The 24581-nt window shown below is 65.7% G+C and carries 25 protein-coding genes and 2 tRNA genes; 14 read left to right on the forward strand and 13 right to left on the reverse strand.

From position 1 onward, the window contains the following. Positions 1-1253: 1253 nt before the first annotated feature. A complete protein-coding gene (locus ACE2AC_RS00605; protein ID WP_375690202.1) occupies positions 1254-2492 on the reverse strand; it encodes a hypothetical protein in 1239 nt (412 codons plus the stop codon). A gap of 136 nt (positions 2493-2628) precedes the next feature. Here ACE2AC_RS00605 and ACE2AC_RS00610 point away from each other — a divergent pair, with 136 nt between their 5' ends. The 6 genes from ACE2AC_RS00610 to ACE2AC_RS00635 all read left to right on the forward strand — a co-directional run bounded on the left by ACE2AC_RS00610 (position 2629) and on the right by ACE2AC_RS00635 (position 5801). Then, positions 2629-3414 carry a hypothetical protein gene (locus ACE2AC_RS00610; RefSeq protein WP_375690203.1) on the forward strand — a complete coding sequence of 262 codons (786 nt, stop codon included), beginning with the start codon at positions 2629-2631 and terminating at the stop codon, positions 3412-3414. Then, positions 3411-3659: a hypothetical protein gene (locus ACE2AC_RS00615; RefSeq protein WP_375690204.1), complete on the forward strand. Its 249-nt coding sequence runs from the start codon at positions 3411-3413 to the stop codon at positions 3657-3659. Before ACE2AC_RS00610 ends, ACE2AC_RS00615 begins: the two co-directional genes overlap by 4 nt. Then, on the forward strand, positions 3656-4198 hold the full coding sequence (locus ACE2AC_RS00620; RefSeq protein WP_375690205.1) for a hypothetical protein: 543 nt from the start codon (positions 3656-3658) through the stop codon (positions 4196-4198). The genes ACE2AC_RS00615 and ACE2AC_RS00620 overlap by 4 nt, the downstream gene beginning before the upstream one ends. Then, positions 4195-4683: a hypothetical protein gene (locus ACE2AC_RS00625; RefSeq protein WP_375690206.1), complete on the forward strand. Its 489-nt coding sequence runs from the start codon at positions 4195-4197 to the stop codon at positions 4681-4683. The genes ACE2AC_RS00620 and ACE2AC_RS00625 overlap by 4 nt, the downstream gene beginning before the upstream one ends. Then, the gene (locus tag ACE2AC_RS00630) at positions 4680-5303 is read left to right on the forward strand and encodes a hypothetical protein (RefSeq protein ID WP_375690207.1); all 624 of its coding nucleotides are present in this window, start codon (positions 4680-4682) and stop codon (positions 5301-5303) included. Before ACE2AC_RS00625 ends, ACE2AC_RS00630 begins: the two co-directional genes overlap by 4 nt. Before the next feature lie 111 nt (positions 5304-5414). Further along, a complete protein-coding gene (locus ACE2AC_RS00635) occupies positions 5415-5801 on the forward strand; it encodes a hypothetical protein (RefSeq protein ID WP_375690208.1) in 387 nt (128 codons plus the stop codon). A gap of 12 nt (positions 5802-5813) precedes the next feature. Here the strand turns inward: ACE2AC_RS00635 and ACE2AC_RS00640 are convergent, their stop codons facing one another. The 3 genes from ACE2AC_RS00640 to ACE2AC_RS00650 form a co-directional block, all read right to left on the reverse strand. After that, positions 5814-6560, reverse strand: a complete 747-nt coding sequence (locus ACE2AC_RS00640; RefSeq protein WP_375690209.1) for a hypothetical protein — start codon at positions 6558-6560, stop codon at positions 5814-5816. Further along, on the reverse strand, positions 6493-7191 hold the full coding sequence (locus tag ACE2AC_RS00645; RefSeq protein WP_375690210.1) for a hypothetical protein: 699 nt from the start codon (positions 7189-7191) through the stop codon (positions 6493-6495). The genes ACE2AC_RS00640 and ACE2AC_RS00645 overlap by 68 nt, the downstream gene beginning before the upstream one ends. A 104-nt stretch (positions 7192-7295) precedes the next feature. Further along, positions 7296-8459, reverse strand: coding sequence for a tyrosine-type recombinase/integrase (locus ACE2AC_RS00650; protein WP_375690212.1), 1164 nt, complete (start codon positions 8457-8459; stop codon positions 7296-7298). 220 nt (positions 8460-8679) lie between these two features. Here ACE2AC_RS00650 and ACE2AC_RS00655 point away from each other — a divergent pair, with 220 nt between their 5' ends. Then, entirely contained in the window at positions 8680-8958 is a 279-nt protein-coding gene (locus tag ACE2AC_RS00655; protein ID WP_375690213.1) for a DUF3572 domain-containing protein, read from the forward strand. Between the two features lie 3 nt (positions 8959-8961). On the opposite strand, the gene ACE2AC_RS00660 is transcribed toward ACE2AC_RS00655, so the two are convergent. Further along, positions 8962-9414: a MarR family winged helix-turn-helix transcriptional regulator gene (locus ACE2AC_RS00660; RefSeq protein ID WP_375690214.1), complete on the reverse strand. Its 453-nt coding sequence runs from the start codon at positions 9412-9414 to the stop codon at positions 8962-8964. Between the two features lie 119 nt (positions 9415-9533). On the opposite strand from ACE2AC_RS00660, the gene ACE2AC_RS00665 reads away from it, so the two are divergent. The 5 genes from ACE2AC_RS00665 to ACE2AC_RS00685 all read left to right on the forward strand — a co-directional run bounded on the left by ACE2AC_RS00665 (position 9534) and on the right by ACE2AC_RS00685 (position 15360). Further along, positions 9534-10223: an HAD family hydrolase gene (locus tag ACE2AC_RS00665; RefSeq protein WP_375690215.1), complete on the forward strand. Its 690-nt coding sequence runs from the start codon at positions 9534-9536 to the stop codon at positions 10221-10223. Between the two features lie 103 nt (positions 10224-10326). Continuing rightward, positions 10327-11886 (forward strand): trimethylamine methyltransferase family protein, encoded by a 1560-nt coding sequence (locus tag ACE2AC_RS00670; RefSeq protein ID WP_375690216.1) that lies wholly within the window; start codon positions 10327-10329, stop codon positions 11884-11886. Positions 11887-11950: 64 nt separating this feature from the next. Then, on the forward strand, positions 11951-13714 hold the full coding sequence (locus ACE2AC_RS00675; protein WP_375690217.1) for a hypothetical protein: 1764 nt from the start codon (positions 11951-11953) through the stop codon (positions 13712-13714). A gap of 66 nt (positions 13715-13780) precedes the next feature. After that, on the forward strand, positions 13781-14368 hold the full coding sequence (locus ACE2AC_RS00680; RefSeq protein ID WP_375690218.1) for a heme NO-binding domain-containing protein: 588 nt from the start codon (positions 13781-13783) through the stop codon (positions 14366-14368). Next, positions 14365-15360, forward strand: a complete 996-nt coding sequence (locus tag ACE2AC_RS00685; RefSeq protein WP_375690219.1) for a diguanylate cyclase domain-containing protein — start codon at positions 14365-14367, stop codon at positions 15358-15360. Before ACE2AC_RS00680 ends, ACE2AC_RS00685 begins: the two co-directional genes overlap by 4 nt. On the opposite strand, the gene ACE2AC_RS00690 is transcribed toward ACE2AC_RS00685, so the two are convergent. Next, positions 15357-15974, reverse strand: a complete 618-nt coding sequence (locus tag ACE2AC_RS00690; protein WP_375690220.1) for a hypothetical protein — start codon at positions 15972-15974, stop codon at positions 15357-15359. The two genes, ACE2AC_RS00685 and ACE2AC_RS00690, sit on opposite strands and share 4 nt — an antisense overlap. Positions 15975-16150: 176 nt before the next feature. Between ACE2AC_RS00690 and ACE2AC_RS00695 the strand changes: the two genes are divergently transcribed. Continuing rightward, a complete protein-coding gene (locus tag ACE2AC_RS00695) occupies positions 16151-18355 on the forward strand; it encodes an NADP-dependent isocitrate dehydrogenase (RefSeq protein ID WP_375690221.1) in 2205 nt (734 codons plus the stop codon). 159 nt (positions 18356-18514) lie between these two features. On the opposite strand, the gene ACE2AC_RS00700 is transcribed toward ACE2AC_RS00695, so the two are convergent. From ACE2AC_RS00700 to ACE2AC_RS00720, 5 genes are all read right to left on the reverse strand, one after another. Continuing rightward, positions 18515-18589, reverse strand: a tRNA-Glu gene (locus tag ACE2AC_RS00700). Between the two features lie 56 nt (positions 18590-18645). Continuing rightward, positions 18646-18720, reverse strand: a tRNA-Glu gene (locus ACE2AC_RS00705). A 153-nt stretch (positions 18721-18873) separates the two neighbouring features. Further along, complete coding sequence (recJ, locus tag ACE2AC_RS00710) at positions 18874-20661, reverse strand: single-stranded-DNA-specific exonuclease RecJ (RefSeq protein ID WP_375690222.1); 1788 nt, start codon at positions 20659-20661, stop codon at positions 18874-18876. Between the two features lie 73 nt (positions 20662-20734). Further along, positions 20735-22021, reverse strand: a complete 1287-nt coding sequence (locus tag ACE2AC_RS00715) for a homoserine dehydrogenase (protein WP_375690223.1) — start codon at positions 22019-22021, stop codon at positions 20735-20737. 119 nt (positions 22022-22140) lie between these two features. Beyond that, entirely contained in the window at positions 22141-22407 is a 267-nt protein-coding gene (locus tag ACE2AC_RS00720; protein WP_375690224.1) for a hypothetical protein, read from the reverse strand. A gap of 77 nt (positions 22408-22484) precedes the next feature. On the opposite strand from ACE2AC_RS00720, the gene ACE2AC_RS00725 reads away from it, so the two are divergent. Then, positions 22485-23075, forward strand: a complete 591-nt coding sequence (locus tag ACE2AC_RS00725) for a TetR family transcriptional regulator (RefSeq protein ID WP_375690226.1) — start codon at positions 22485-22487, stop codon at positions 23073-23075. Positions 23076-23090: 15 nt separating this feature from the next. Here ACE2AC_RS00725 and ACE2AC_RS00730 read toward each other — a convergent pair whose 3' ends face one another. Next, a complete protein-coding gene (locus ACE2AC_RS00730; protein ID WP_375690227.1) occupies positions 23091-24050 on the reverse strand; it encodes a YihY/virulence factor BrkB family protein in 960 nt (319 codons plus the stop codon). A 188-nt stretch (positions 24051-24238) separates the two neighbouring features. Continuing rightward, on the reverse strand, positions 24239-24493 hold the full coding sequence (locus ACE2AC_RS00735) for a hypothetical protein (protein ID WP_375690229.1): 255 nt from the start codon (positions 24491-24493) through the stop codon (positions 24239-24241). Positions 24494-24581: the final 88 nt, after the last annotated feature.

Consider the following 24581-nt stretch of genomic DNA (forward strand, 5'->3'; position numbering starts at 1 on the left):
CGTACTCGATTAGCGCCACTTCGGCGGCGCGAAGCTGCGCTTCCAAGTCGGCGCACCGCAGGCAAGCTTCCATCTCGCATCTCCAGCATAGCTTCGGGCAGTATTGTTCAAAGTGGTTAGCGTGTCGTTAACGTAGGGCCACCGTAGTCGGCATCTTACGCGCTACCCGCCGCCGGGCTACCCCCGTCTCCAAGTTACCCACCTAACCGATACAGCCCCGGTTACGCGACGCCTGCTAGACAACCAGCCCTGCGCCTCACCGCCGCTCGCGCCCCGGCCCCGGTTCTACCGCCCCCTAGCGGCCCCGTAGCGCCCCGTAGCGCCCCGCCTAGTCGCCTCCTTGGCCCACGGCCTAGGCGCTACCCGCCCCGGCCCTTGGAGCGGCCCTACGGCCCGCCTAGCGCGCCCGTTTTCATGGGGAGGGGGAAAGCTCTGGGGATGCCTGACACCGGCCAGAATTCACATTCCCCGCACAGTTGGAACGCTCTGGGCAGTAGGCACTAATGCACCCAGCTCAGCGCTATCGCTACCGGACCCGCCCCGAGCTGCGCCCCTAGGCAGCTACTTATTCAACCCGCGTGCCAACGGCATTAGTCTGCAGTCCAAGCGCCCCGTGCACGAGCGCTATCACACGGTCGCGTGGGGGTACGTCTCAAGCGGGGGACCCTAACCAACCACCCGGCACATTCGGTAGCCTGCCGATGACGCTGACCCTAAGCGCCCAACACCCCGAACCCTAGCGCTCCAGACACTTCAACAATTGCTCCATCCGGGGACCCGTACCCTACCGGCCCCTCGGCTTTCCCTAGCTATTACCGTCTGCCCTTTGCTGAACGATACGCACGCAAACTGTATGCGCCCCCGGACGGCATCGCGGTCACTGCTCTCGCGCGTTGTTGTTTAGAAAATTGCTCCGACGCGTGTCCGTACCCCCTATCAAATCCCGACCCTTACGAAGCGCAAAACTACATTAAGAACGGAGCGCAACCCGGAGGAATAGCTAGCTCATGGCGGGGGTGTGTTCCAAGCGTCGGGCGGGGGGCCGGCAACCGCCGGGGGGCCTCCAAAATATGCGGTTGAAGTCGGGAATTTTCGGATACGAAAACCCTACCGGTGTCCCGGAAGCCCGACCATACATCCTATCCAACTCCCAACACTATCCGCCACTGTAGCCAGAGCATTACCGACTAACCGCTGGCCCACCCGAAGCGATCGGGCGACCAGTCGGTGCCTAGGGATGGGCAGGGCACCGTTCATTGTGGTTTTAATACGTACTCCTCTGGTACACTTACTCCAGCTTCGTCAAACGCCTTAGACCAGAACGCGTTGATAATGTCTTCCGTTGGCTGGTCTGCGCTGACCGACATGCGGACATAGACGTCCTTCTCGAAAATTGGACCTGGCCACGGGTCGAAGGATCCATTGATGCCCAGATACACGTCTTCTGCCCCTGCAAGGCCCATTTCGACTGTGTACCTGTCTCCATAGCTGAGTTTCTCTGCTGCCTTCCTAATGTTGTTAATTGTGCGTGGGTATTCTCGGTTAATCGCTCCAACGGGAAGGAAGTGCCGAGGCTCCTCGTCCTCATCATCAGGGTTCGACATTCGTTGAGAGTAGTCTGTATCGACGCCCCAAAGCTCGCGGTTCCTGAATACTTGAGTGGCTCCGATGAGGGTGCAGCCGTCGCTCAGTCGAGAGAAGGCAATCGCGCCCCACTTGTTTCGACGTCGCGAGCATCCGCCGTCCATGAGAAGCGGGTACAGGCTCGCCGTGTGCTCCATGGCTTCTGCCGAGCTCAAATCCGGCAGCCTGATCTCAGGAATACACCGGAAGTAGAGAATGCTGGTTCCGTACCAGTACAGGTCCTCACCAAGCTGCCGTTCCGTGTCTTTCGGAACGAGGACGTCCGAAATTTCCCAAAATTGCCCTCGTAGTGCAGTCGGCGGCACTTCTTCGTGCTGCGGTTTCTGGGGTTCAGCTTTGTTGTTCAAGTATTCTTTCAGAATGTTCTTAAGCGTGCCAACGAGCTGCTTTCGTTCGGATTTGATAGTTTCCGCATCGGCATCTGGGGCAAGGCAATACTTGACCGGGTGGCGTCGGCCTCGGAGGTCGAACGGCAGTTCGGTTGGGGGGCCATAGTGGGTATTCATTACCTTCAAGACCTTCTTAAAACCGGTCTTCCCGTAGGCGTAACCTAGCTCTATGGCGACATTGCTATTTATGTGGTGCTTGTCGTTCCCGCCCCTCGCTACGAGAGAAACGTCCGCCGCGAACACATCGGCCGCCGCAATCTTTTCGAAGATGACCGCCGCGATGTCGGGGGAACCGGGCACGCCTTGAGTGTCTTGGTCGACCTCAATCTCTTCGCGTTCGGCTTCTTCCAAATCTGGTTCTTCGGAGAGCTTCGCGATTGCTTCAACTATTGCCGTATGGATGAAGTCCTTGTTGGTTTTTCGCGGCGCGTCCAACTGCCAAGAGTAAAAGATTTTCATCTGCTGTGTGTCTTCTTGTGCCTGCTGCTTTGCGTTGGGGACAATAGACCGGAATACCTCATTTCGTACCCCCGGAACGGCTCCTTACGCTATTCGTAGCGGCCCGTAGGCCCTACCAACAGCACCGGAGGTCCAATTGCTATCGCGCACCATACCCACACCCACAATCGAAGTGGGGGCCTCCACGCTTTCCCTCACAGTTGGGTTCACCAAGCACCTCTGTCAGACCTTCAGCACAGAGTACGGTAAGTCTTCCTCTGCCGCCGTCGCGAAAGCTGACCCGGCCACCGCCTACGACAACGCATTGCAGGCAGTCGAAGACTACAAGGCAATCCTCAAAGCCGATGACGCCCAACGAGCCTTCCTCATGCGCGTCAAACTCGCAATCGCCGTGATGGAGGATGGAACCGTTCCGGTGAATGGCGAGAAGGACCCCCTCATTGCCACCGCTCTCAACGCCAAGCTCTACGCCAGCCACATTCTCAAACACAATCCTGACAGCGCCCTAGCGAGTATTGACTATAGCGATACGCTTGAAGAGCTGAAGCTGCTCAAGGAGGCCTTGCAGGACGCTATCACGGTCACCGAGGACCGGTTGGAGCGGTGCAAGGTCGTGCTTCAACGTAGCGCCAAGGCCGCGTTCGCCTTTTCGCCGGACTTCGACCTTCTGCTAGAGGCTGGGCTAGAGAAGCACCTTCCTCCGCGCTGGTCGAACCAGCTGGAACGCGGGACCGCCTACGGCAAGGCCACCCAAGACCAATGGGACGAGAACGAGGCCAACCTCAACGCCTCCATCGTCCAACTCAAGTTCCGCAAGTTCCTCACCTCGGAAATCGAAGCCGCCGCCGCCAAGCGCCAGCGTTCGCGTGAAGAGCTCGACGCCTACTCGCTCAATCAAGACCTGAAGGAGCTGTACCAATGAGCACGAATGCCGCTCTCACGCACGCCGTAGGTCGCATCATCAAAGAGGTACGGGACGAGCTAAACACCCGTATCGATGAGACTTCCGGCGAGACGTTCGCCCGGGGCGTAATCGCCGAGATACTTCGCGCCGATCTGAACTCGCTCAAATCCATATCCCTTAGCGTTCAGCACAAGCGGAGCACGTTCCTCCACAAGTCACGCCCGAGCAAGCTGCTCGTCAAAGCCGTGGGGGACGCCGAATGACCAGTACCACCACTATCCCGCCCGAAGTACTGGTAATCGCTGACCACGAACTAAGGCACGCCGCAACCACCGCTCTCGCTATCCAGCACTTCTTCCCTAAGCAGTACAACAGCGCCAAGGCTCACCTGCATATCGACGCCATTCACGGCGAGTTCGCTCTCGAAAGTGACCTTAGCCCCAGCCAGACGGATAAGGTGCTTGCCTACGGCGCGGTTGCTCCCGTAACCGCCGAAGCCGATTGGCAAGAACAGCTATGGCAAGGGGCGAAGAGCCTAGCGAACCATAAGGCAATGTCCGAGGAAGACCGCACTCTGTTCCGCCGTTCCCCGCCGGACTTCGATACTCTGGAACTGCTCCTCCACGCGACAGAAGCGCTGGTAAAGAGCGTCCCCTTTACGCGGCTCACCGAACTGGTGGCCGACGGAAGGGCCAGCCGTATGGAGCGTGGCCTCGCCTTGCCTTCGCTCTTCCCCGCCAAGTTCTTGCGCGGAGCGCTCATCACCGCCGAGCGGTCGCTGACGAACAGGAGTATCCGATGATTATCAACCTCAAAGACCTAGACCACGTCGAGGGCACCGTTTGGGGTTCCGCCCTCGGTAAGGTTGACCTGGCCGAGGAACCGCAACGTAGCCAACTGGAACACGGAGTGCGCGCCCGGTTGGCCGAGGACCCAGAGTTGGCGTACCGGCAGATGCCGTTGGCCCTCGCGGGTAAGGCGTACGCCACTACGCGCTACCCGGTGAACCTCCAGAAGGGGACCACCGATAAGAACTCCATCCTAATCGAGGTGCGCGGTTCCCCGAGCGACGAAGAGCCGGTCCTTACCGAACTGCTCGAACGTAACCCCGGCGAGAGCCATGACGCCTTAGCGGCCCGAGCCAATGAACGGGCGCTAAAACTTCGCGCCGAACTCGGGGCCAAGGTCCACGCCGCGCTGCAAGAGAACGAACAGGTTCGGGAGTATCTCAAGGAGAACCCCGAAGTCGCCGCGCTGGTCAAACTACTAAGGAAGATGGACATATGAGTATTACCGAAGGCCCCACCGGAGTTCTCTACACGAACACGCCCCTCGGCGCTGAACCCTTTGCCTTTCCGGTCAACCGGACCGTTACCATTGCCGAGCACGAGATATCTCACTGGCTGGGCCACGCTACTATCGAGTTGGTGGAACGGGCACTCGACCCTACGCCGGTCGGCCTCGTCAAACTGGGCTCGCCCAATGCGGTGGCGCTGGAAGCGGACCCTCGCAGCAGCGGGTTCACCGTGTTCTGGCATATCCTCCAGCGGGACACCGGCTGTATAAGCTCTAGCGACCTGAACGACATTGCCGCCCTCTCGGAAGCGGACCCGCGCCTTCTGACAATCCTAAAAATGGTCGCGTCTTGGGCGCTCCACCACCAAGTTGTTCAGCGTATCGCGGAAGACGTTCGGGAGAACACCGACGGCCTGCTCGCGGTCAACGTCAAAGCGCTGCGCGGTACAATAGAGAACGCCGTTGGCATGGCGCAGATTGTCCTCGACCGGCAGAACGGCACACACTGGGGGTCAATCATCGAGACCATACCGGCTCCCAGTATGGTTCGCGCCACTGCTATCGAGATTGACGATATCCCCGAGCACGTCCGGCGGCTGCTCAAGCTATGAAGAGATCGGCATGAAGACCCGTATGAAGGTAGAGGAAGAGGGGAGAGCGCCCATAACGAGAACCTAGCGAACGGCCCACAGAGGCCACGCTACCCAGAAGAGGATCTACCAATGCTCTCCCACGAACTCCGCAACACCCTGCGCGAAGATACGCAGTTCTTCCACGGTAACCCGCACCGGCGTATCCGCGTCCGCGCCACCACCGAGGAAGAACTCTCTGTCACCAATTCTTACTTCATGGACAGCGATGAGCGCACTGCCGCTCGGCGGTTCGAGACCGTTTACGACGCTGGACTAACGCCGCTCGCCTTCGTGCTCTGCAACGAACTCAATGTTCTCACCCGCATGTTCCACTATGTGGACCCATGGAAGCTTGATGATATGAGCGCCGCCGAGACCGATTGTGAGGTTCTGTATCTGCTTAGCGATGAGCCTGCCGTGAAGAAGCGCATCTCTGGCCTTCGCCTTCCGCGCCGGTACGCGACGGTCGCAGCATAAACCACTAGGCTATCAGGTCTTTGGCTCGACGCTACGCAACGCGTCGAACGTCTTGGCGTCCCAAGCACCAGTTTGCTCTGTCCCCAACTCCCGTTGGGCTTCCTTAAGAAAGAGTTTTCCTTCGTCGGACATGACGACAATGTCGCGGCCCTTGTCCAAGGACATTAGCCCTTTAAAGTCGAACTTTTCCGGCAGGATAGTAATAATCTGCTTGTCGGTGATCGCTTCAAAGCCCGCGGATTGTGCGAAGACGCCATACTCGTATGCCAAGCTCTCGTCTCCGGCTTGGTAGAGTGTCCATTGCAGATCGTTTGCTAACTCAGCAGCACGTACGACATCACCTCCGCTCACGGCTTCTTTAAACTCCAGAAACTGGTCGCTTACTGCCGCAAGAGCCGCCGGAGCCTCACCCGAAATGGCCTGCTTCAACACGTCCGAGATGATGGACGCCTGCGCCGTAGGTTCCATCGCAAGTTCAACTGGAACCGGGTCACAAGACTTTGTCGCCTTCGTGTGACCACCCCACACCGAGCGGGCTTCGATGACCACCGTCGCGTCGCAAGCTTTCAAGCGAAAAGTCTTGCGCCCATCCAAGTTGGTTTCAAACTCTTCGGGCCTTTCGTCGGGATAGATGACCTTGATTTTTGCGTGTACACCTTTCTCTGGAGAGGTTGATGAAAAGGCATGGAATTCAACCGCGACCATCTGGGCTGTCACCGGCTGGCTCGTCAGCAACAAGAGTGTGGCGAACAGTGACATCGTAGAGTATCGGAGCATCATCTTCCTGTTCCTTTTTCGAGAATACCAGCATCCACAGTTGGATAATCGCGAACAAAATCAGTCCAGCCAAGCAAGCAGCGAAAGTTACGATCAGCATAGTGTCGAAGTGTCGTATGACGCCGCTTTGAAACCCTGCCTCGTAGAACTCGGGCATAGTGCTCGACTGGTCATCGGCTTCGGGAAAGTACTGGAAGTTGTAGTTCGACTTTGGGTGCGATGGGGCAAACTCTATTTTGACTGAGGCCGATGGGGGTATCCACGCGTTCACCTGAACCACATTGGCTTCCGGCGAAGTTGTCAGTGTAATTTCGTTCGACAGGTTGAACGGTTCCACGACCTGGTACTGGGCGTTTGCCTTCTTGGCGGTGTCGAAGCAGGGTTCGTCATCTTCGTTCCTGTCGCAAACTATATTGAAAACGCCACTAAAGACCTTTTCACGCGAAATGTTGTCCAATTTGAGTACGAGGTTTCCATCCTCGCCGTTCGTGATCTCGTAGACTAGGGAAAGTCGGTCGCCCAGCGTGGACTGGAGCGTCGCAATGTACCATCCTAACGCTCCGGTCAGGATCACCACCGCAAAGGGGGCGTTGGGCGACTTGAAAATGTTCATCTGAAGCGGCTCACCTACTTCATGTCAAAACCGACTTTGCGCTGAAATCGAGTTGCATGGTCGCCCAAGGCGCAATGCAAATCAACCTTTAGTAGCGAAGCTCCTCAGCCAGACTTTCTAGGTCGCTTGTTGCTGGCCACCTGAGTTGATGAGAAACTTCCTCCAAGCGCTTCATCTAGCCAACCCTCATATACGACCAACGCCTGCGCCTTCTCGGCGTCATAGCCGTAGCGATTATAGACCGCCGCGATGCCGCTTACGGCCCCGGATTTGTGGTTGATGACGGCTTCGATGATGTGCGGCGCCACGCCGAGGCGTGCCATGTTGGTTGCCGCCGTGCGCCGCAGGTCGTGCAACGACCAATCGGCAATTCCGGTCATCCGGCGCAACCGGTTCCGCATAACGTCACCGTTGAAGTGGAACACGTGGGCATCCCGTTTGGGCAGCTTCTTCAACTGCCCCGCTAGGCCCGGCGGAAGCGACAACCGGTGCCCGCGCCCGTTCTTAGTCCTCTCGGGGGGCAGCACTAGCTCGTCTCCTTGCAGTTCGGGCCATCGCATTTCGATAACTTCGGACTTGCGGCAGCCGGTTACCACCAGCATCCAGAGGGCCACCCGTTCTTCGGCGGAAAGGGCTTCCGCCGCCCTTAGCACGGCCATTAGCTCTTCATCCGACAACACGCGATCTCGCCCCGGCCCCTTACTAGGTGCGCGCACGCCGGTCAGCGGGTTGCGGTCGATGTAGCTGCGCCGAACGCAATGGTTCAGCAACGCGTGGAGCAGATTGTAGGTCAGATACGCCGTGCCGTGCTGCCCGTTGGCGACCAGCTTGTCGATGCCGACCAGAAGAGCTTTCCGGGTCAAACGGTTCACCGCAATCGGCTTGATGTTGGCCGGCACGAAGTATTTCCAGACCCGGCGATACGCTCCTTCGGTGCTCGGCTTTCGTAGGACGGCGTATTCTTCGAACGCGGCATCAAGCGTCAGCTCCTCTACGAAGTCGAGGCTTTCACCAGAAGCGATCCGCACCGTCAGCTTTCGGGCGACTTCGCGCGCCGCGTCGATGCCCATGGCGTTGGTCTTGCCTATCGTCTTACGCCGCTTCTTCCTCGTCGCCGGGTCACGGTAGTTGAAGACGAAGGCTTTGGACCCGCCGGGACTGAGGCGTACGGCGAGGCCGGGTGCTTCGGCATCGGGCACGAACTTCTGGCGGCCCTCTGGCGCTGGCAGCTTCGCGATCCGTGCGTTGGTCAGCCGTACGCCGGTCATGCCTCGTCCTCCCCGGTAAGGGAAAACGAGTACCCAGAAATCATCGGTTCTGCACCGTAACTGGGCGTGGTAGACCGTACGTGGTAGTCCTGCGGCGTTAAGTCTAAGGTGCTGTCATCAAACGGTTCCTCCGAGAAAACCGTGACAACACGTACCCTTAGCAAAAGGTCGGCGTTGTACGGATTCCTTTCCAGAAGGCCAGAGAGTCGACACGGACGTCATGAATCGGGAAAAAGCGGAAACCATTGCCCTGGAGTGTCTCGCCTGGCTGGCCGGAGAGGATGACCTGATGTCCGTCTTCCTTGGCGCGTCAGGGGCGAACGAGGCGGATATCCGCCAGCGGGCGGCCGAGCCGGAGTTCCTGTCATCGGTGCTGGAGTTCGTCACCATGGACGACCAGTGGGTGGTGCGGTGCTGCGATGCGCGCGGGCTGCGCTACGAAGAGCCGATGATGGCCATGGCCACGCTGCAGGGCGCGGGCCGGACCCACTGGACCTGACGCCTAGAGCCGTTTCAGGGCCTTCTGTTCACCCTCGATCAGCTTGTCGAGCAGCGCCTTCAGCGTGTCCTGCTCGGTCGCCGTCAGTTGCCGCGCCATGGTGTCGTTGTTGTCCTGCGCGATCGGGGAGCCCTTGGCCAGGACCTTACGGCCGTGATCGGTCAGGGTGACGCGCCGGGTGCGCCGGTCGTCGCGGCCCGAGGCGCGGGCGAGCAGCCCGTCTTCTTCCATCTGCCTGAGCGCGCGCGAGGTGGCGGTGCGGTCGATGCCGACGAACTGCGCGATCTCGGAGGGCTGGCTGAGCTCCTCGTTGCCGACCGCCAGCAGCACGCACCAGGTGATCCGCGTCAGCCCGAGCTCGCGCAGCCCGTCGTCCAGCCGCCGTTCCTGCTGGCGCGACGCGATCGACAGGCGATAGCCGAGGAACTCGTGCAGGCGGTAGCGGGTCTGGGTCATCGGGCGCGGCACTCCGGCGGCATGTTGTTGTCAGGGCGCAGTTTATCAGCCTTCACGCCTTGCGGCCATGTCCCTGAAAGGTCAAGTTGCCGGCGGATGCGGCCGGGCAGGGGATTGCGATGCGCGTGGACGGGATACTCTTTGACAAGGACGGCACGCTGTTCGATTTCGCCCGCACCTGGAACGGCTGGGCAGGCAGCCTGATCGCCGACACCAGCGCGGGCGATCCGGTCGTGGCCGAGCGGCTGGCGGCGGCCCTGCGCTTCGACCTCGAGGCACAGGCGTTCCGGCCCGACAGCCCGGTGATCGCCGGCACCAATCGCGAGGCGGCGGAACTGGCGGTGTCGGCCCTGCCGGGCTGGAGCGTCGAGGCGATGGAGATCCACCTGATGGAACGTGCGGCCCTGTTGACGCAGGTGCCGGCCACCGAGCTTGCCCCGCTATTGACCGGCCTGCGGGATGCGGGCCTGAAGCTCGGGGTGATGACCAACGACACCGAGTTCGCGGCGCGCGCGCATCTTGACCAGGCGGGGGTCGCGGCGCTGTTCGACATGGTGATCGGCTTCGACAGCGGCTACGGCGCCAAGCCCGATCCCGACCCCCTGCTGGCCTTTGCCACGGCCGAGGGGCTGGAGCCCGCGCGCACCGCGATGGTCGGCGACAGCACCCACGACCTGATCGCCGGCCGGGCGGCGGGGATGCAATGCGTGGCCGTCTTGACCGGCCCGGCGCAGGAGCATGAGCTGGCACCTTTCGCCGACGTGGTGCTGCCCGACATCGGGCATCTGCCGGTCTGGCTCTCGGCCTGACGGCGCGCGGCCACTTGTTGAAAACCGACGCGATCCGTCGCATCCGGTGGCGCAAGGGGCGGATTTCGGCAGTTCTCTGGGCGCGCAGGACACGGAGGACGCGATGACCGAACACCCCAGACGCAAGCGCAGCGGCGGCCGCGCGGGCCATGCCGCACGGCGGGGACCGGCGGCGATCGAACAGCGGCCCTGGTCCCTGACGGTCAACCGCGACCGGCCGACCGAGCCTCTGGACGAGGCCGGGATCGAGGCGATCCACGAAGGCGCGATGACCATCCTCGAGGAAATCGGCATCGCCATGTTGAACCCCGAGGCGGTCGAGATCCTGCGCCAGGCCGGCTGCATCGTCGAAGAGGGCGAGATCGTCCGCTTCGGCCGCGATTTCGTGATGGAGATGGTGGAAAAGGCGCCGTCGCAGTTCACCCTGACCCCGCGCAACCCGGACCGGCAGCTCACGGTGGGCGGCGACGTGATCCTCTTCGGCAACGTGTCGTCCCCGCCGAACTACTGGGACCTGGAACTGGGCCGCAGAATCCCCGGCACGCGGGAGCATTGCGCGAACCTGCTGCGGCTGACTCAGTATTTCAACTGCATCCATTTCGCCGGCGGCTACCCGGTCGAGCCGGTGGACCTGCACCCCGGGACCCGCCACCTCGACGTGCTCTATGACAAGCTGACGCTCACCGACAAGGTGCCGCACGCCTATTCGCTGGGGCCCGAGCGGGTCGAGGACGTGATGGAGATGGTGCGGATCGCGGGCGGACTTTCGCACGAGGAATTCGACGCAACCCCCCGGATGTACACCAACATCAACTCCACCTCGCCGCTCAAGCACGACTGGCCGATGCTGGACGGCTGGATGCGGCTGGCACGACGGGGGCAGGGACTGATCGTGTCGCCCTTCACGCTGGCGGGCGCGATGGCGCCGGTGACGATGGCCGGCGCGGTGGCGCAGAGCCTGGCCGAGGCGCTGTCGGCGGTGGCGCTGGCGCAGTACATCAATCCGGGCGTGGCCTGCGCCATCGGGACCTTCACCTCGAATGTCGACATGAAGTCGGGCGCGCCGGCCTTCGGCACACCGGAATACATCCGCGCCACCCAGATGACCGGCCAGATGGTGCGCAAGTACGGGCTGCCGCTGCGGTCGTCGGGGGCCTGCGCGGCCAACGTGCCGGACGGGCAGGCGATGTGGGAGACGTCGAATTCGCTCTGGGCCGCGGTGCAGTCGGGGACGAACATCGTCTACCATGCCGCCGGGTGGCTCGAGGGCGGGCTGATCGCCAGCCCCGAAAAGTTCGTGATGGACTGCGAGGTGATCCAGCAGATCCAGCGCTACATGGACCCCGAAACCTACGCCACCACGCCGGATGACATCGCGCTGGACGCGATCCGCGAGGTTCGGCATCAGGGCCATTTCTTCGGCACCCAGCACACGCAGGAACGCTACACCACCGCCTTCTACCAGCCGTTCCTCAGCGACTGGCGCAATTACGAGGGCTGGGCGGCCGCCGGCGGCATCTGGACCGCCGAGCGGGCGCACCATGTCTACAAGCGCATCCTGGCCGAGTTCGAGCCGCCGCCGATGGACGAGGGCATCCGCGAGGAACTGGCCGAGTTCGTCGAACGCCGCCGGGCCGAGGGCGGGGCACCGACGGATTTCTGACCGCTCTGGCGCCATCCCCCCTCAACCGCTAGCCTCGCCGGAAAAAGGATCGAGGCGAGCGATGATGCACGACGACACCCAGCGGGCCGCGGGCCTGGACCGGCTCTGGATGGGCCTGCTCGGCGCGCTGGCCGGGGCGGCGGCCTGGGGCCTTGTCGCCCATTTCGACGGCTCGCGCCTGATGCTGGGGCTGATGGCGCTGGTCTTCGGCACCTTCGGGGTTTTCTTCGCGCTTTCCGGGCCGGCCCGGCTGGGGCAGGCCGCCGCGGCGGCCGTGGCGCTGGTGCTGCCGGCCACGCTCCTCTTTCTCTGGGCGAGTTTCCGGTTCGCCGGGGTGGCGGATTTCCTCGACAGCCCGGCGGCGGTGGCGGCCTTCGTCGCCATCGTCACGGTGGGCACACCCTTCGCCGCCGCGCAGCTCCAGTGGCGGGGTGGCTGGCGCGATTATGCCACGCTCTTTTCCATCACCTGGACGATCATCCTGCGCTACGGCCTTGCCTGGCTTTTCACCGGGGTGTTCTGGCTGCTCCTGATCCTGGCGGACCAGTTGCTGCGGATCGTCGGGCTGGAGTTCATCGGCGACCTCGTCGAGATCGACTGGGTGCCCTTCACGCTCACCGGCGCGGCGCTTGGCGTGGCGCTGGCGGTGGTGCATGAACTGCGCGATACCCTGTCGCCCGTGCTGGTGGTGCGCCTGCTCAGGGTGCTGCTGCCGCCGGTCGTGGCGGTTGTCGCGATCTTCCTCGTCGCGGTGCCGGTTCGCGGGCTGTCGGGCCTTTTCGGCAGCCTCTCGGCGGCGGCGACGCTGATGGCGGTGACGGTGGCCCTGCTGACGCTTGTAACGCTGGTGGTGGATCGCGACGACCCCGCGGCGGCGCGGGCGGGCCTCATGCGCGGCTGCGCGATGGCCGGGGCGCTGCTGGTGCCGCTGCTGGCGGGGCTGGCGCTGGCCGCCGTCCTGATTCGGGTCGCGCAGTACGGCTGGACGCCCGACCGGGTGACGGCCGCGGCGGCGGCGCTGGTGCTGGTGATCTACGGGATCGGGTATGCCGGGGCGGTGCTGCTGCGTGCGGGCTGGATGGCGCGGCTGCGCGAAGTGAATCTCTGGATGGCGCTGGTGACGATCGGGGTCTCGGCGCTCTGGCTGACGCCGGTGCTGAACCCGCAGCGGATCGCGACCGATAGCCAGGTGGCGCGCTTCGCCTCGGGGGCGACACCTGCGGCGCATCTGCCGCTCTACGAGATGGCGCATGATTGGGGCGTGGCGGGTGCCCGCGGGATCGAGGAGCTGGCGGCGATGGCCGATCATCCCGAGCGTGGCGAACTGGTGGCGCTGATCGAAGCGGCCCGGGCGGCCAGCTACCGTGACGGGTACCTCAGGGCGACCCGCGGCGTGGCCGAGGCGGAGCTGCGGCAGGAGCTGCGGGCGGCGATGCCGGTGCGCCCGACGGGTGCGCGCCTGCCGGAGGATGCCTTTGCCGGGATGCAGGAGATTGAGCTGCGCCGCTGGCTGGACGCCTGCGAAAGGCCCCTGCCGGACGGGCGGCCCGGCTGTGTCGCGGTGGCGGGGGATTTCCGGCCGGCCGAGACCGCGCCGCAGGCGATGATCGTGCTGCTTGGGGACGCGAAGACCGCGACCGTCTACCACGCGACCTTCGGGGCCGAGGACCGCCCGCGCATACGGCAGGTCTTTGATCCCTCGGCGGCTACCTGGCCGCAACTGCAGGCGGCCGACGTGGCACGGCTGCTGGACGGCGACTTTGCCGTCGGGCCGTCTAGCCTGCGGTCCCTGCGCCTTGGCGAGGTCGAGCTGACACCCGCGAACTGAGCGTGTTTGCCGTTCCTTAAGCCGCGCCGTGCGAGCCTGTGGCCAGGGTAGCCCGGGACCGCCGCGATGCACGGATTGATCAACCTCGCGCTTCAGCGCTTTGCCACCGACACCTACGGGCGCGACCTGTGGGACGGCATTGCCCATGCCGCGGGCCTGGGGTTCTCGGATTTCGAGCCGATGATGCTCTATGAACCCGAGGTGACCGAGGCGGTGGTCGATGCGTTGGCTCGCCGCCTTGGCCGGGACCGCGCCGCGCTGCTCGAGGACGTGGGCACCTACCTCGTCTCGCATCCGAACTCCGCCCCGGTGCGCCGGCTGCTGCGGTTCTGCGGCGCCGGGTTCGAGGACTTCCTGCAATCGCTCGACGAACTGCCGGACCGCGCGCGGCTGGCGGTGCCCGAGCTTGACTTGCCCCGGCTCGAACTGCGGGTGCACGGGCCCACCCGCTGCGCGCTGGTCTGTGACGGGGCGATCCCCGGCGCGGGCCACGTGCTGGTCGGGGTGCTCAGGGCGATGGCGGACGATTACGGCGCGCTCGTCACGCTCGAGCACATGGGCACGCGGCAGGGGCGCGAACGGATCGGGATTGCGCTGGTCATGGCTGGCTACAGCGAGGGGCGGCGCTTTGACCTGGGCGCGCGGACCGGATGACCGGGCCTGCGGCGATGGCGGCGGCGCTCGACGTGCTCTGCCCGATGCACGTTGCGCTCGACCCGACGGGGCACATGCGCCATGTCGGGCCGGGCCTGCGCAAGCTGCGCCCCGAGGCCCGGATGGAGGGGCAGAGGTTCCTCGAACGGTTCCAGCCGCTGCACCCGCGCAACCTGGCGTCGATGGCCGACCTGATGGCGACCGCCGGGCAGAAGCTTCGGCTTAGGCTGCGCGATCAGCCGCGGACCGTGCTGTCCGCCGTGCTGATGCCCTGGCCCGGCGGCGGGGCGGTGGTGAACCTGGGCTTCGGCATCTCGATCGTCGACGCGGTGCGCGACTACACCCTGACCCAGGCCGATTTCGCGCCCACCGACCTGGCGGTCGAGCTGCTGTTCCTCGTCGAGGCGAAATCGGCCGCGATGGATTCCCTGCGCCAGATGTCGATGCGGTTCCACGGCGCCCGCGTGATGGCCGAGGAACAGGCGTTGACCGATCCGGTCACCGGCCTCGGCAACCGCCGCGCGCTGGAGCTGGCGGTCGATCAGATGATCGGCGCGGGGCAGGAATTTGCGTTGATGCACCTCGACCTCGATCACTTCAAGCAGGTCAACGACACGCTGGGCCATGCGGCGGGCGATCACGTGCTGGGCGAGGTGGCCCGCATCCTGCGCGACGAGACACGGGAGGGTGACAGCCTGGCCCGCGTCGGCGGGGATGAATTCATGCTGGTGTTCCGAGCGCTCTGCGATCCCGCCGCCCTGGCCGAGGTCGGGCGCCGGATCATCGCCCGGCTGCAGGTGCCGATGGCCTGGCAGGGCCAGCCCTGCCGCGTCTCGGCCAGCGCGGGCACCGCGATCTCGACCGACTATCGCCAGCCGCAGGCGGGACGGATGGCAGCGGATTCCGATACCGCGCTCTACGCGGCGAAACGGGGCGGGCGGGGGCGGCACTTGCTGCACCGCGACCTCGCCCAGCCGGACGACGCGGCCTAGCGGGCCGGGCCAAAAAGGCAGGTGGTGGCGATGACGGAGCTGTCGGTCATCTGCTCGCGCCGGCGGCGGAAGCGTTCGACCCAGTCGGCAGTCTGGTCCTCGGCACCGCGGTTCCAGAACCGGCTGGCGTCCCAGGCGGCGAGGTCCGCGTAACGCGCGATCAGCAGGTGGGCGGTGACGCCGTCCTGCGCAGGGGCCTTCCACAGGCCCACGACCTGGGTGTCGGTCCCGGCCTCGAAGGCGTCCCAGGCGGCGAGGGTGTCGGCCTCGAACGCGTCCGTGCCCGCGTCGCGAACGTGGAACCAGCGGTTGGTGTACATCGCCCCGTCCGGGGCGAGGGCGGGCAGGTTGCGTTCCTGCACCGGGGTCAGCGGCTGGCGTGTCACCTGCAGCGCCCCGTCGACGGACAGGATCGCTTGCGCGGCCGCGTCCAGCGCCGTGGCGTCCCCGGCCCGCAGCAGCAGGTGCAGCGCATTGATCGAGCCGCCGATCATCGCGGTGAACCCGGCCTCGATCCCCGCGGCGGGGCCCGTGCGGGGCAGGGCGGCGATGGCGGTGGCCACGTCGCGCGCCCGGTTCGGGGCGGTGGCAAGGGTGAGGTATTCGGTCAGCATGGGTTGAGCCTGCGGGCGGGGTGCGTGCCGGTCAATCGCGCCGCCCTGCTTTGCAGCCCGCTGAAACGGCGGCGCGGTGGCGATCCGGCCGTCCGCACCACCAGGGCCGATCCCTTGGTGGACGTCGGTCGCGGGTTCGGTTAAGCCTTGCGCGGCTTCAAAAAGGGCTTGAACACATGGCTGAATCGAACACCCCCGATATCGTGTATACAAAGGTAGACGAAGCGCCGGAGCTGGCCTCCGCGTCGCTCCTGCCGATCATCCGGACTTTCGCGGCCGCGGCCGGGGTCACGGTGGGCACCAAGGACATCTCGCTGGCCGGACGCATCATCGCGACCTTCCCTGAGCACCTGACCGAGGCGCAGCGCCAGACCGACGACCTGGCCGAGCTGGGGGAACTGGTGAAGACCCCCGAGGCCAACGTGATCAAGCTGCCGAACATCTCGGCCTCGGTCCCGCAGCTGGTGGCCGCGGTCAAGGAATTGCAGGCGCAGGGCTACGCGCTGCCCGACTACCCCGAGACGCCCGCCACCGACGAGGAAAAGGCCGTCCGCGCCAAGTACGACGGCATCAAGGGCTCGGCCGTGAACCCGGTCCTGCGCGAGGGTAACTCCGACCGCCGCGCAGCCGAAGCGGTGAAGAAATTCGCCCAGAACAACCCGCACCGCATGGGCGACTGGACGTCCGAGAGCAAGACGCGCGTCGCCTCGATGGACGGCGGCGACTTCTTCTCGAACGAGGTGTCGGCGACGCTCGACAAGGCGGCCAAGGCCAAGATCGTGCTGGAAACGGCCGACGGCGAGACCGTGCTGAAGGACGGTGTGTCCTACCCGGCGGGCACCGTCGTGGACGCGACCTTCATGTCGGCCAAGGCGCTCGACGCGTTCCTGGCGGATGAGATCGAGAAAACCAAGGCCGAAGGCACGCTCTTCTCGCTGCACATGAAGGCCACGATGATGAAGGTTTCGGACCCGATCATCTTCGGCCACGCGGTCGAGGCCTGGCTGGCCCCCGTGTTCGAGAAGTTCGGTGACAAGCTCAAATCGCTGGGCGTGAACCCCAACTCGGGCATGGGCGACCTGCTGGAGCGGGTGAAGGGCGATGCAGAGATCATGGCCGCCATCGAAGAGGTGCGCGACCAGCGCCCGCCGATGTACATGGTGAACTCCGACAAGGGCATCACCAACCTGCACGTCCCCTCGGACGTCATCATCGACGCCTCGATGCCCGCGCTGATCCGTGCCGGCGGCAAGGGCTGGGGCCCGGATGGCAAGGAACACGACACCAACTGCGTGATCCCCGACAACTCCTACGCCCCGGTCTACGACGAGACGATCAAGTTCTTCAAAGCCAACGGCAAGCTGAACCCGGCCACCGCCGGGACCGTGCAGAACCTTGGCCTGATGGCACAGAAGGCCGAGGAATACGGCTCCCACCCCACGACCTTCGAGATCCCGGCCGACGGCACCGTGAAGATGGTGCTGGAGGACGGCACCGTCCTGCATTCGCACAAGGTTGAGAAGGGCGACATCTGGCGCTCTGCCTCGGCCCGCAATGCGCCGATCGAGGACTGGGTGAACCTGGCGATCTCGCGTCAGAAGGCAACGGGTTACCGGGCGATCTTCTGGCTGGACGCGAACCGCGGCCACGACGCCGAGCTGATCAAGATGGTCAAGCCGATCCTCGAGGCCAAGGGTGTCGCCGACAAGTTCGAGATCATGGCACCGCGCGAGGCCACCCGCGCGTCGCTGGAAACCATCACCAAGGGCGAGAACACGATCGCCATCACCGGCAACGTGCTGCGTGACTACCTGACCGACCTCTTCCCGATCCTCGAGCTGGCCACCTCGGCCAAAATGCTGTCGATCGTGAAGCTGATGCAGGGCGGCGGCCTGTTCGAGACCGGCGCCGGCGGCTCGGCCCCGAAGCACGTGCAGCAGCTGGTCGAGGAAAACCACCTCCGCTGGGATTCGCTGGGCGAGTTCTGTGCGCTTGGCGAAAGCCTGCAGTTCCTGGCCGATGCCAAGAGCAACGAGAAGGCGCGCGTGCTGGGCAAGGCGGTGGATGCCGCGACGCAGGGCATCCTCGACCATGACCGCAGCCCGTCCCGCAAGGCGGGTGAACCGGACAACCGCGACAGCCACTACTGGTTCGCCCGCTACTGGGCCGAGGCACTGGCCGCGCAGTCGGACGACGCGGACCTCGCGGCCCATTTCGCCCCGATCGCCAAGGCCCTGGCCGACGGCGAGGCGGCGATCACCGGCGAACTGGCGGCGGCACAGGGCAAGCCTGCCGACCTCGGCGGTTACTACCACACCGACGATGCCAAGACGGCGGCGGTGATGCGCCCCTCGGCGACGCTGAACGCGATCATCGGCTGAGGGGGCAACGCCTGACGGAACGGGAAGGGGCGCGGCGCCGAGGGTGCCGCGCCCTTTTCGTCTTGCGGAAGGGCGCGCGGACACGAGCGCGCAGGAGCAAGCCGCAAGGGAGAGGGGTGTCCCGCGTCGGCTGATTGCGATGTCGTGGGGGGGGAGAAGTGGCAGCCCGTAGGGGAATCGAACCCCTCTTTCCAGGTTGAAAACCTGGCGTCCTAACCGATAGACGAACGGGCCATCGCCGTGGCTTCTGTTGTATCACACGGCCGGTGACCGTGTCTCTGCCGGGGAAGTGGCAGCCCGTAGGGGAATCGAACCCCTCTTTCCAGGTTGAAAACCTGGCGTCCTAACCGATAGACGAACGGGCCAGCGCCGTGGCGTGAGCGGGGTTCTAGGCAAACGACCCGACCTCTGCAAGCGGATTTTTTGCCCCGTGCGCAGATTTTCGGGGGGTCGGCAGGGTGACGTCGCGATGCGTTCCGGCGGCCCGTTTGGGCACCGGGAAACCACCGCGGCAGCCGTCAGCGCGCCTCGGCCGGGGCCGCGTCTTCGAGCTTGAGCTGCACGCTCTGGCGGCCGCCCCAGTCGTTGATTTCAAGCCGTCCGGCCAGGTGGAACCGCCGTCCGCCGTGCTCCGACAGCGCGGGGCCGAGCGGGCCGTCGAAGGCGCCGAAACAGATCGCGTCGATCCGCGCACCGAGCCCGTCGCCGAAGCCGACCTTGAGATGGCTTTCCCCGACCCGGCGGGTGTAGGAGATCGCCACGTCCGGAAAGGCAAAGCGCGGGGCAGGGGCACCGGCGCCGAAGGGGCCGGCATCCTCGACCCGGCGGACGAGTTCCACGGTGGCGGCGCCGGGCATCAGCACGCCGTCGAGGCGCAGATCGGCCGGGCCGCCCTGGCCCGCGCCCTGTTTCGCCAGCAGTTCGGCCAGCCGGGCCATCGCGGGTTCCAGTTCGCCGCGCGCGACGGTCAGGCCGGCGGCCATCTTGTGCCCGCCGCCCTTGATCAGCAGCCCCTCGGAGGCCAGGCGCTGGATGCTGGCGCCGAGGTCGACGCCCGCGACCGAGCGGCCCGATCCCTTGCCCTCGTCCCCGTCTAGGCCGATCACCACGGCGGGACGATTGGTCATCTCCTTCAGGCGCGAGGCGACGATGCCGACGACCCCGGGATGCCAGCCTTCGCCCGCCGCCCAGACCAGCGGAGCGTCGAGGCCGCGCGCCTCGGCCTGCGCGATGGCGGCGCCCTGCACCTCGGCCTCGATATCGCGGCGCTCGGTGTTGAACTCGTCCAGGCGCTCGGCCATCGCCAGCGCCTCGTGCGGGTCGCGGCAGGCCAGCAGACGCGCGCCGAGGTCGGCCTTGCCGACGCGCCCGCCCGCATTGATCCGGGGGCCGAGGACATAGCCCAGGTGATACGAGGTCGGCGCGGTGGTCAGGCGGCCCACGTCCGACAGCGCCGCCAATCCGGGCCGGTCGCGCCGGGCCATGACCTTGAGCCCCTGCCGCACCAGCGCCCGGTTGACCCCGATCAGCGGCGCGACATCCGCCACCGTGGCCAGCGCCACGAGGTCGAGCATCGCCATCAGGTCGGGGCCCTTCGCGCCCTTGTCGCGCATCTGGCGGTTCACTTCGACCAGCATCAGGAACACCACCGCGGCGGCGCAGAGATGGGCGAGGTCGCCGCTTTCGTCCTGCCGGTTGGGATTCACGCAGGCCACGCAGTCGGGAAGCGTCTCGCCGCCCAGGTGGTGGTCGAGGATGACGACATCGCAGCCCGCCGCCGCCACCGGTTCGTGGCTGAGCGTGCCGCAGTCGACGCAGACGATCAGGTCATGGGCCGCGCCCAGTTCCTGCATCGCGGGCACGTTCGGGCCATAGCCCTCGTCGATCCGGTCGGGGACATAGAGCGTCGCGTCCCGCCCCACTTGGCGCAGCCAGTCGAGCAGAAGCGCGGCCGAGGTGCCGCCGTCCACGTCGTAATCGGCAAAGACCGCGATCCGCTGACGCCCCTCGACCGCGCGCAGGAACCGCGCGGCGGCGGTTTCCATGTCGCGCAGGGATCGCGGGTCGGGCAGCAGGTCGCGCAGGGCGGGCGAGAGGTAGGCCTCGGTCCCGGCGGCGTCGATCCCTGCTCGGGCAAGGATCTGGCAGATCGCCCGGTCGAGCCCGGTGGCCTGGGTCAGCGCCTCGGCGGCGCGGTCGACCTCGACCGAGGGGCCCAGCCAGCGCCGCCCGTTCAGTGATTGCTCGACCCCGAGATATGCCACCGTCTGCCCCCGGCGCCGCGTGCCCGGCGCTCCCTGCTTCATCTTTCTGAAAATACTCCCGCCAGAGGCGTCCGCAAGCCTGCCGCCCGCGGGACGCCGCCGGTCGGGCGCATCTTCAGACTTCCTCGATCCTCAGCGCGACCGGGTCGCCCACCACGACGCCTGTCGCGGCCATGGCGGAAATCGCGCGGTCGAGGTCGGCGCGCACGCAGCGATGCGTGACGATCAGCACCGGCGCGGTGTTCTCGCTGTGGCCGTACTGGCGCATCCGGTTGATCGAGATGCCGTGCTCACCCAGCACCGTCGCGATCTTGGCCAGCGCGCCCGGTTTGTCCTGCAGCGCCATGCGCAGGTAGAAGGGCGCCGGCGTGGCCGAGGCGGCAGGGGTCGAGTCGGCCAGGCCCGCGGCGGGCTGGCCGAAGACCGGCAGCCGGACACCGCGCGCGATGTCGCAAACGTCGCCCATCACGGCCGAGGCGGTCGGGCCTTCGCCCGCGCCCGCGCCGCGCAGCACGACCTGGCCGACGCTGTCGCCCTCGATCACCACCATGTTGGTCCCGCCCTCGAGTTGGCCGAGCGGCGATCCGGCGGGGACGAGGCAGGGCGACATGCGCTGCTCCAGCCCGCGCCCGGTCATCCGGCTGACGCCGAGGAGCTTGATCCGGTAGCCCATGTCGGCGGCCTGGCGGATGTCCTCGATGCTGATCCGGCCGATGCCCTCCAGCTCCATCGCGTCGAACGCGACCTTGGTGCCGAAGGCGATGGAGGCCAGGATCGACAGCTTGTGGCCGGCGTCGATGCCGCCGACGTCCAGCTCGGGATCGGCCTCGAGATAACCCAGCTGGTTCGCTTCTTCGAAGACGGTCGCGTAGGGCAGGCCCGAGGATTCCATCCGGGTCAGGATGTAGTTGCAGGTGCCGTTCATCACGCCCATGACGCGGGTGAACTCGTTCCCCGCCAGCCCTTCGAGCAGCGACTTGATCACCGGGATGCCCCCGGCGACGGCGGCCTCGTAGCGGATCTGGCGGCCCTGCGCCTCAGCCAGTTCGGCCAGCGCCTGGCCGTTGACGGCCAGCATCGCCTTGTTCGCGGTCACGACGTCCTTGCCCGCCTTCAGCGCGGCCTCGGTCGCAGCCTTGGCCGGGCCGTCGGCGCCGCCCATCAGCTCGACGAAGACGTCGATATCGTCGCGGGTGGCCAGGGCGACGGGGTCGTCCTCCCAGGCGTAGTCCTTGATCGGCACGCCGCGGTCCTTGTCGCGGTTCCGGGCCGAGACGGCGGTGATGGTGATCTGTCGCCCGGTGCGCATGGTCAGCATGTCCGCCTGCTTGCGGATGATGCGGATGACGCCGACGCCGACCGTTCCCAGTCCGGCGATCCCGAGGCGCAGGGGTTCACTCATGTCCGTCTCCTTGCGGTGTGTTCGGGCCTCGCTTAGCGCGTCGGCATGGGCGGCGCAACGCATTGCGCCGGGTGCCGCCCGGTCCTGTCGTCGCGGGTGGAGGGGCGCTGCCCGAAGTTTCAGCCGTCGGTCGGACGGGCCCGCAGCGCGACCGCGTCGCGGCGCAGCCGGTCGCCGCTGGACTGCAGCGCGGCGGGGTCGGATTCGGCGATGCGCGGTTGCGGCAGGCCGCTGGTCAGCGCCGCGGTCGGCGCGAGGTCGGGGTAGGGCGCCGCCCGCCCGGCCGCCGACACCGTCGTCTCGACCGGCGGCAGCTCGGTGCAGGCCGCGGCAAGGGCGGCGAGGCCGAGGGCCATCAGGGCAAGGCGCGGGGCGGTCATCGTCATGTGTCAGCAATGACGCATCTCGGGCGGAGCGTCCAGCGCCGGTTGCCATGAACGGGTGTTCATATATCCTGCGGCCCATGACACGCCCGACCCGCGCCCGCAGCGCCGAGACCGCCGCCCGTATCCGCGCCGCCGCCCTGCGGCTGATCGCGCGCGACGGTTACGCGGCCGTGTCGATGCGCCAGATCGCGGGCGAGGTGGGGCTGCAGGTCGGCGCGCTCTACAACCACGTGGCCGACAAGCAGGGGCTTCTGGTCGTGCTGATGCGCGACCACATGGAGGCGCTTCTGGCGGCGCTGGACGCCGCCGATCTGCCGGACGAACCGGTCGACGCGCTCGATGCCTTCGTGCGGTTCCACATCCGCTATCACGCGGCGCGGCCCGACGAGGTGTTCATCGCCTACATGGAACTGCGCAACCTCACGCCCGAGAACTTCGCCGAGATCGAGGCGATGCGCCGCGCCTACGAGGACCGGCTCGAGGGCCTCCTGGCGCGCGGCGCCGCGGCGGGCGTCTTTGCACTGCGCGATGCGCGGGTGGCGACGATGGCGATCATCGCGATGCTGACGGGGGTGACCACCTGGTTCCGGCCCGAGGGACGGCTGAAGCTGGCCGAGGTCGAGGAGATCTATGTCGACATGGCCCGCAAGGCCGCCGGCGTGCGGTAGACGGCCCTCACCCGGTCACATCGCCGGGGGATCGGTGTCGGCGACCACGGCGCCACGCTCTCCCTTCGGGCGGTCGGGGCCGGTGGTGGTGTCACGCTCGACCTGGTGCTCGAGCTCGGCGTCGAGCTCGGCCCCCAGCAGGACGATCAGCGCCGAGAGCCAGAGCCAAGTCATCAGGATGATCACCCCGGCCAACGCGCCGTAGGTTTCCGTGTAGCTGCCGAAGTTGCGGACATAGGCCGAGAACGCCGCCGAGAAGGCGATCCAGACGAGGGTCGCGGCCACCGCGCCTGGTGAGAGCCAGCGCCAGCGGGCCGGGCGGCGCGAGGGCCCGTAGCGGAAGATCACCCCAAGCCCGAAGACCACCAGCACGGCAAAGATCGGCCAGCGCAGCCAGGTCAGTGCCGCGTCGAGCGCGGGCGGCAGCGGCAGCAACTCCTGCAGGATCGGGATCGCGAGGGTCATGAACGAGGCGAGGATGAAGCCCACGATCATCATCAGCGTGAGGCCGAGGCCGGTGGCGTAGAAGACGATGAACGATCGTTTCTCGGTCTCGCGGTAGGCGGCGTTGAGGCCGTCCATCAGCGTGCGGATGCCGGCCGAGGCCGAGAAAAGCGCCAGCGCCAGTGAGAAGAGCAGGGCGATGTTGAGCGCGGTACTGTCGTCCGACACGACCTGTTCGACCTGGTCGGTGATGATGGTGGCGGCCTCCTGCGGAAGCGCCTCGGCCAGGCCGTCGATGATCTGCGCCAGTTCCGGCGGCTGGATCGCGATCCCGGCCATCATCACCAGGGCGGCGATGGCGGGAAAGATCGCGAAGAGCGCAAAGAAGGCGATGCCCGCGGAGAGGGTTGAGAGGTGGTCACGAGAGATCGACGTGAACACGCGGCCGAGGACCTGGAGCCAGCCCCTGGCCGGAATTTCGGAGGGCCAGCGGGACCGGGCGCCGGGGCGTGGCTGGGAGGTCTCTGTCATGTGTCTTGAAGGATCCGTTTGTCGGTCAATGTCATGCGGGCAGATGCTGCCAAAGGATAAAGTGGTGTCTGGCCAATGCTATACCGGCGATGCACCGGGGTCTCAATGCGGGGGGCGGGCGCGGTGCGGTGCATCATCCGGCCGGCGCATCCGGGCGGCCGGGCCACTCATAGGTCGTGGCCGGCACGTCACGCCCTGCTGCCATCCGAGGTCTTCCGCACGTCGAGGTCGTTGTATTCGCTAGGGTCGAAATCGCTGAGGTCATAGGTCTCTTCGTCCTCGCCGATCCCGGTGACGTGGGTGGTTCCCGTCACTTCGTCGTAGGCCAGGCCGTAACTGGCCTTTCCTTCGGATCTGAACCGCCGGAACTCGTGGATCCCGGCGTAGACAAAGGCCAGTGCGAAAGGAAGGATGATGATTGCGGCAATCACCTGAGCTTCCATGGGGCGCTCCTTTGCTGTCTGCTCGGCCTTGGGAACGCGGCGATCAGACGGGCCGGTTCGGCTCCGGGCCTGATCGTGTCCGCGTCGA

Origin of the sequence: Pseudooceanicola sp. LIPI14-2-Ac024 (genome assembly GCF_042188925.1) — a bacterium.
Classification (GTDB): Bacteria; Pseudomonadota; Alphaproteobacteria; order Rhodobacterales; family Rhodobacteraceae; genus Pseudooceanicola.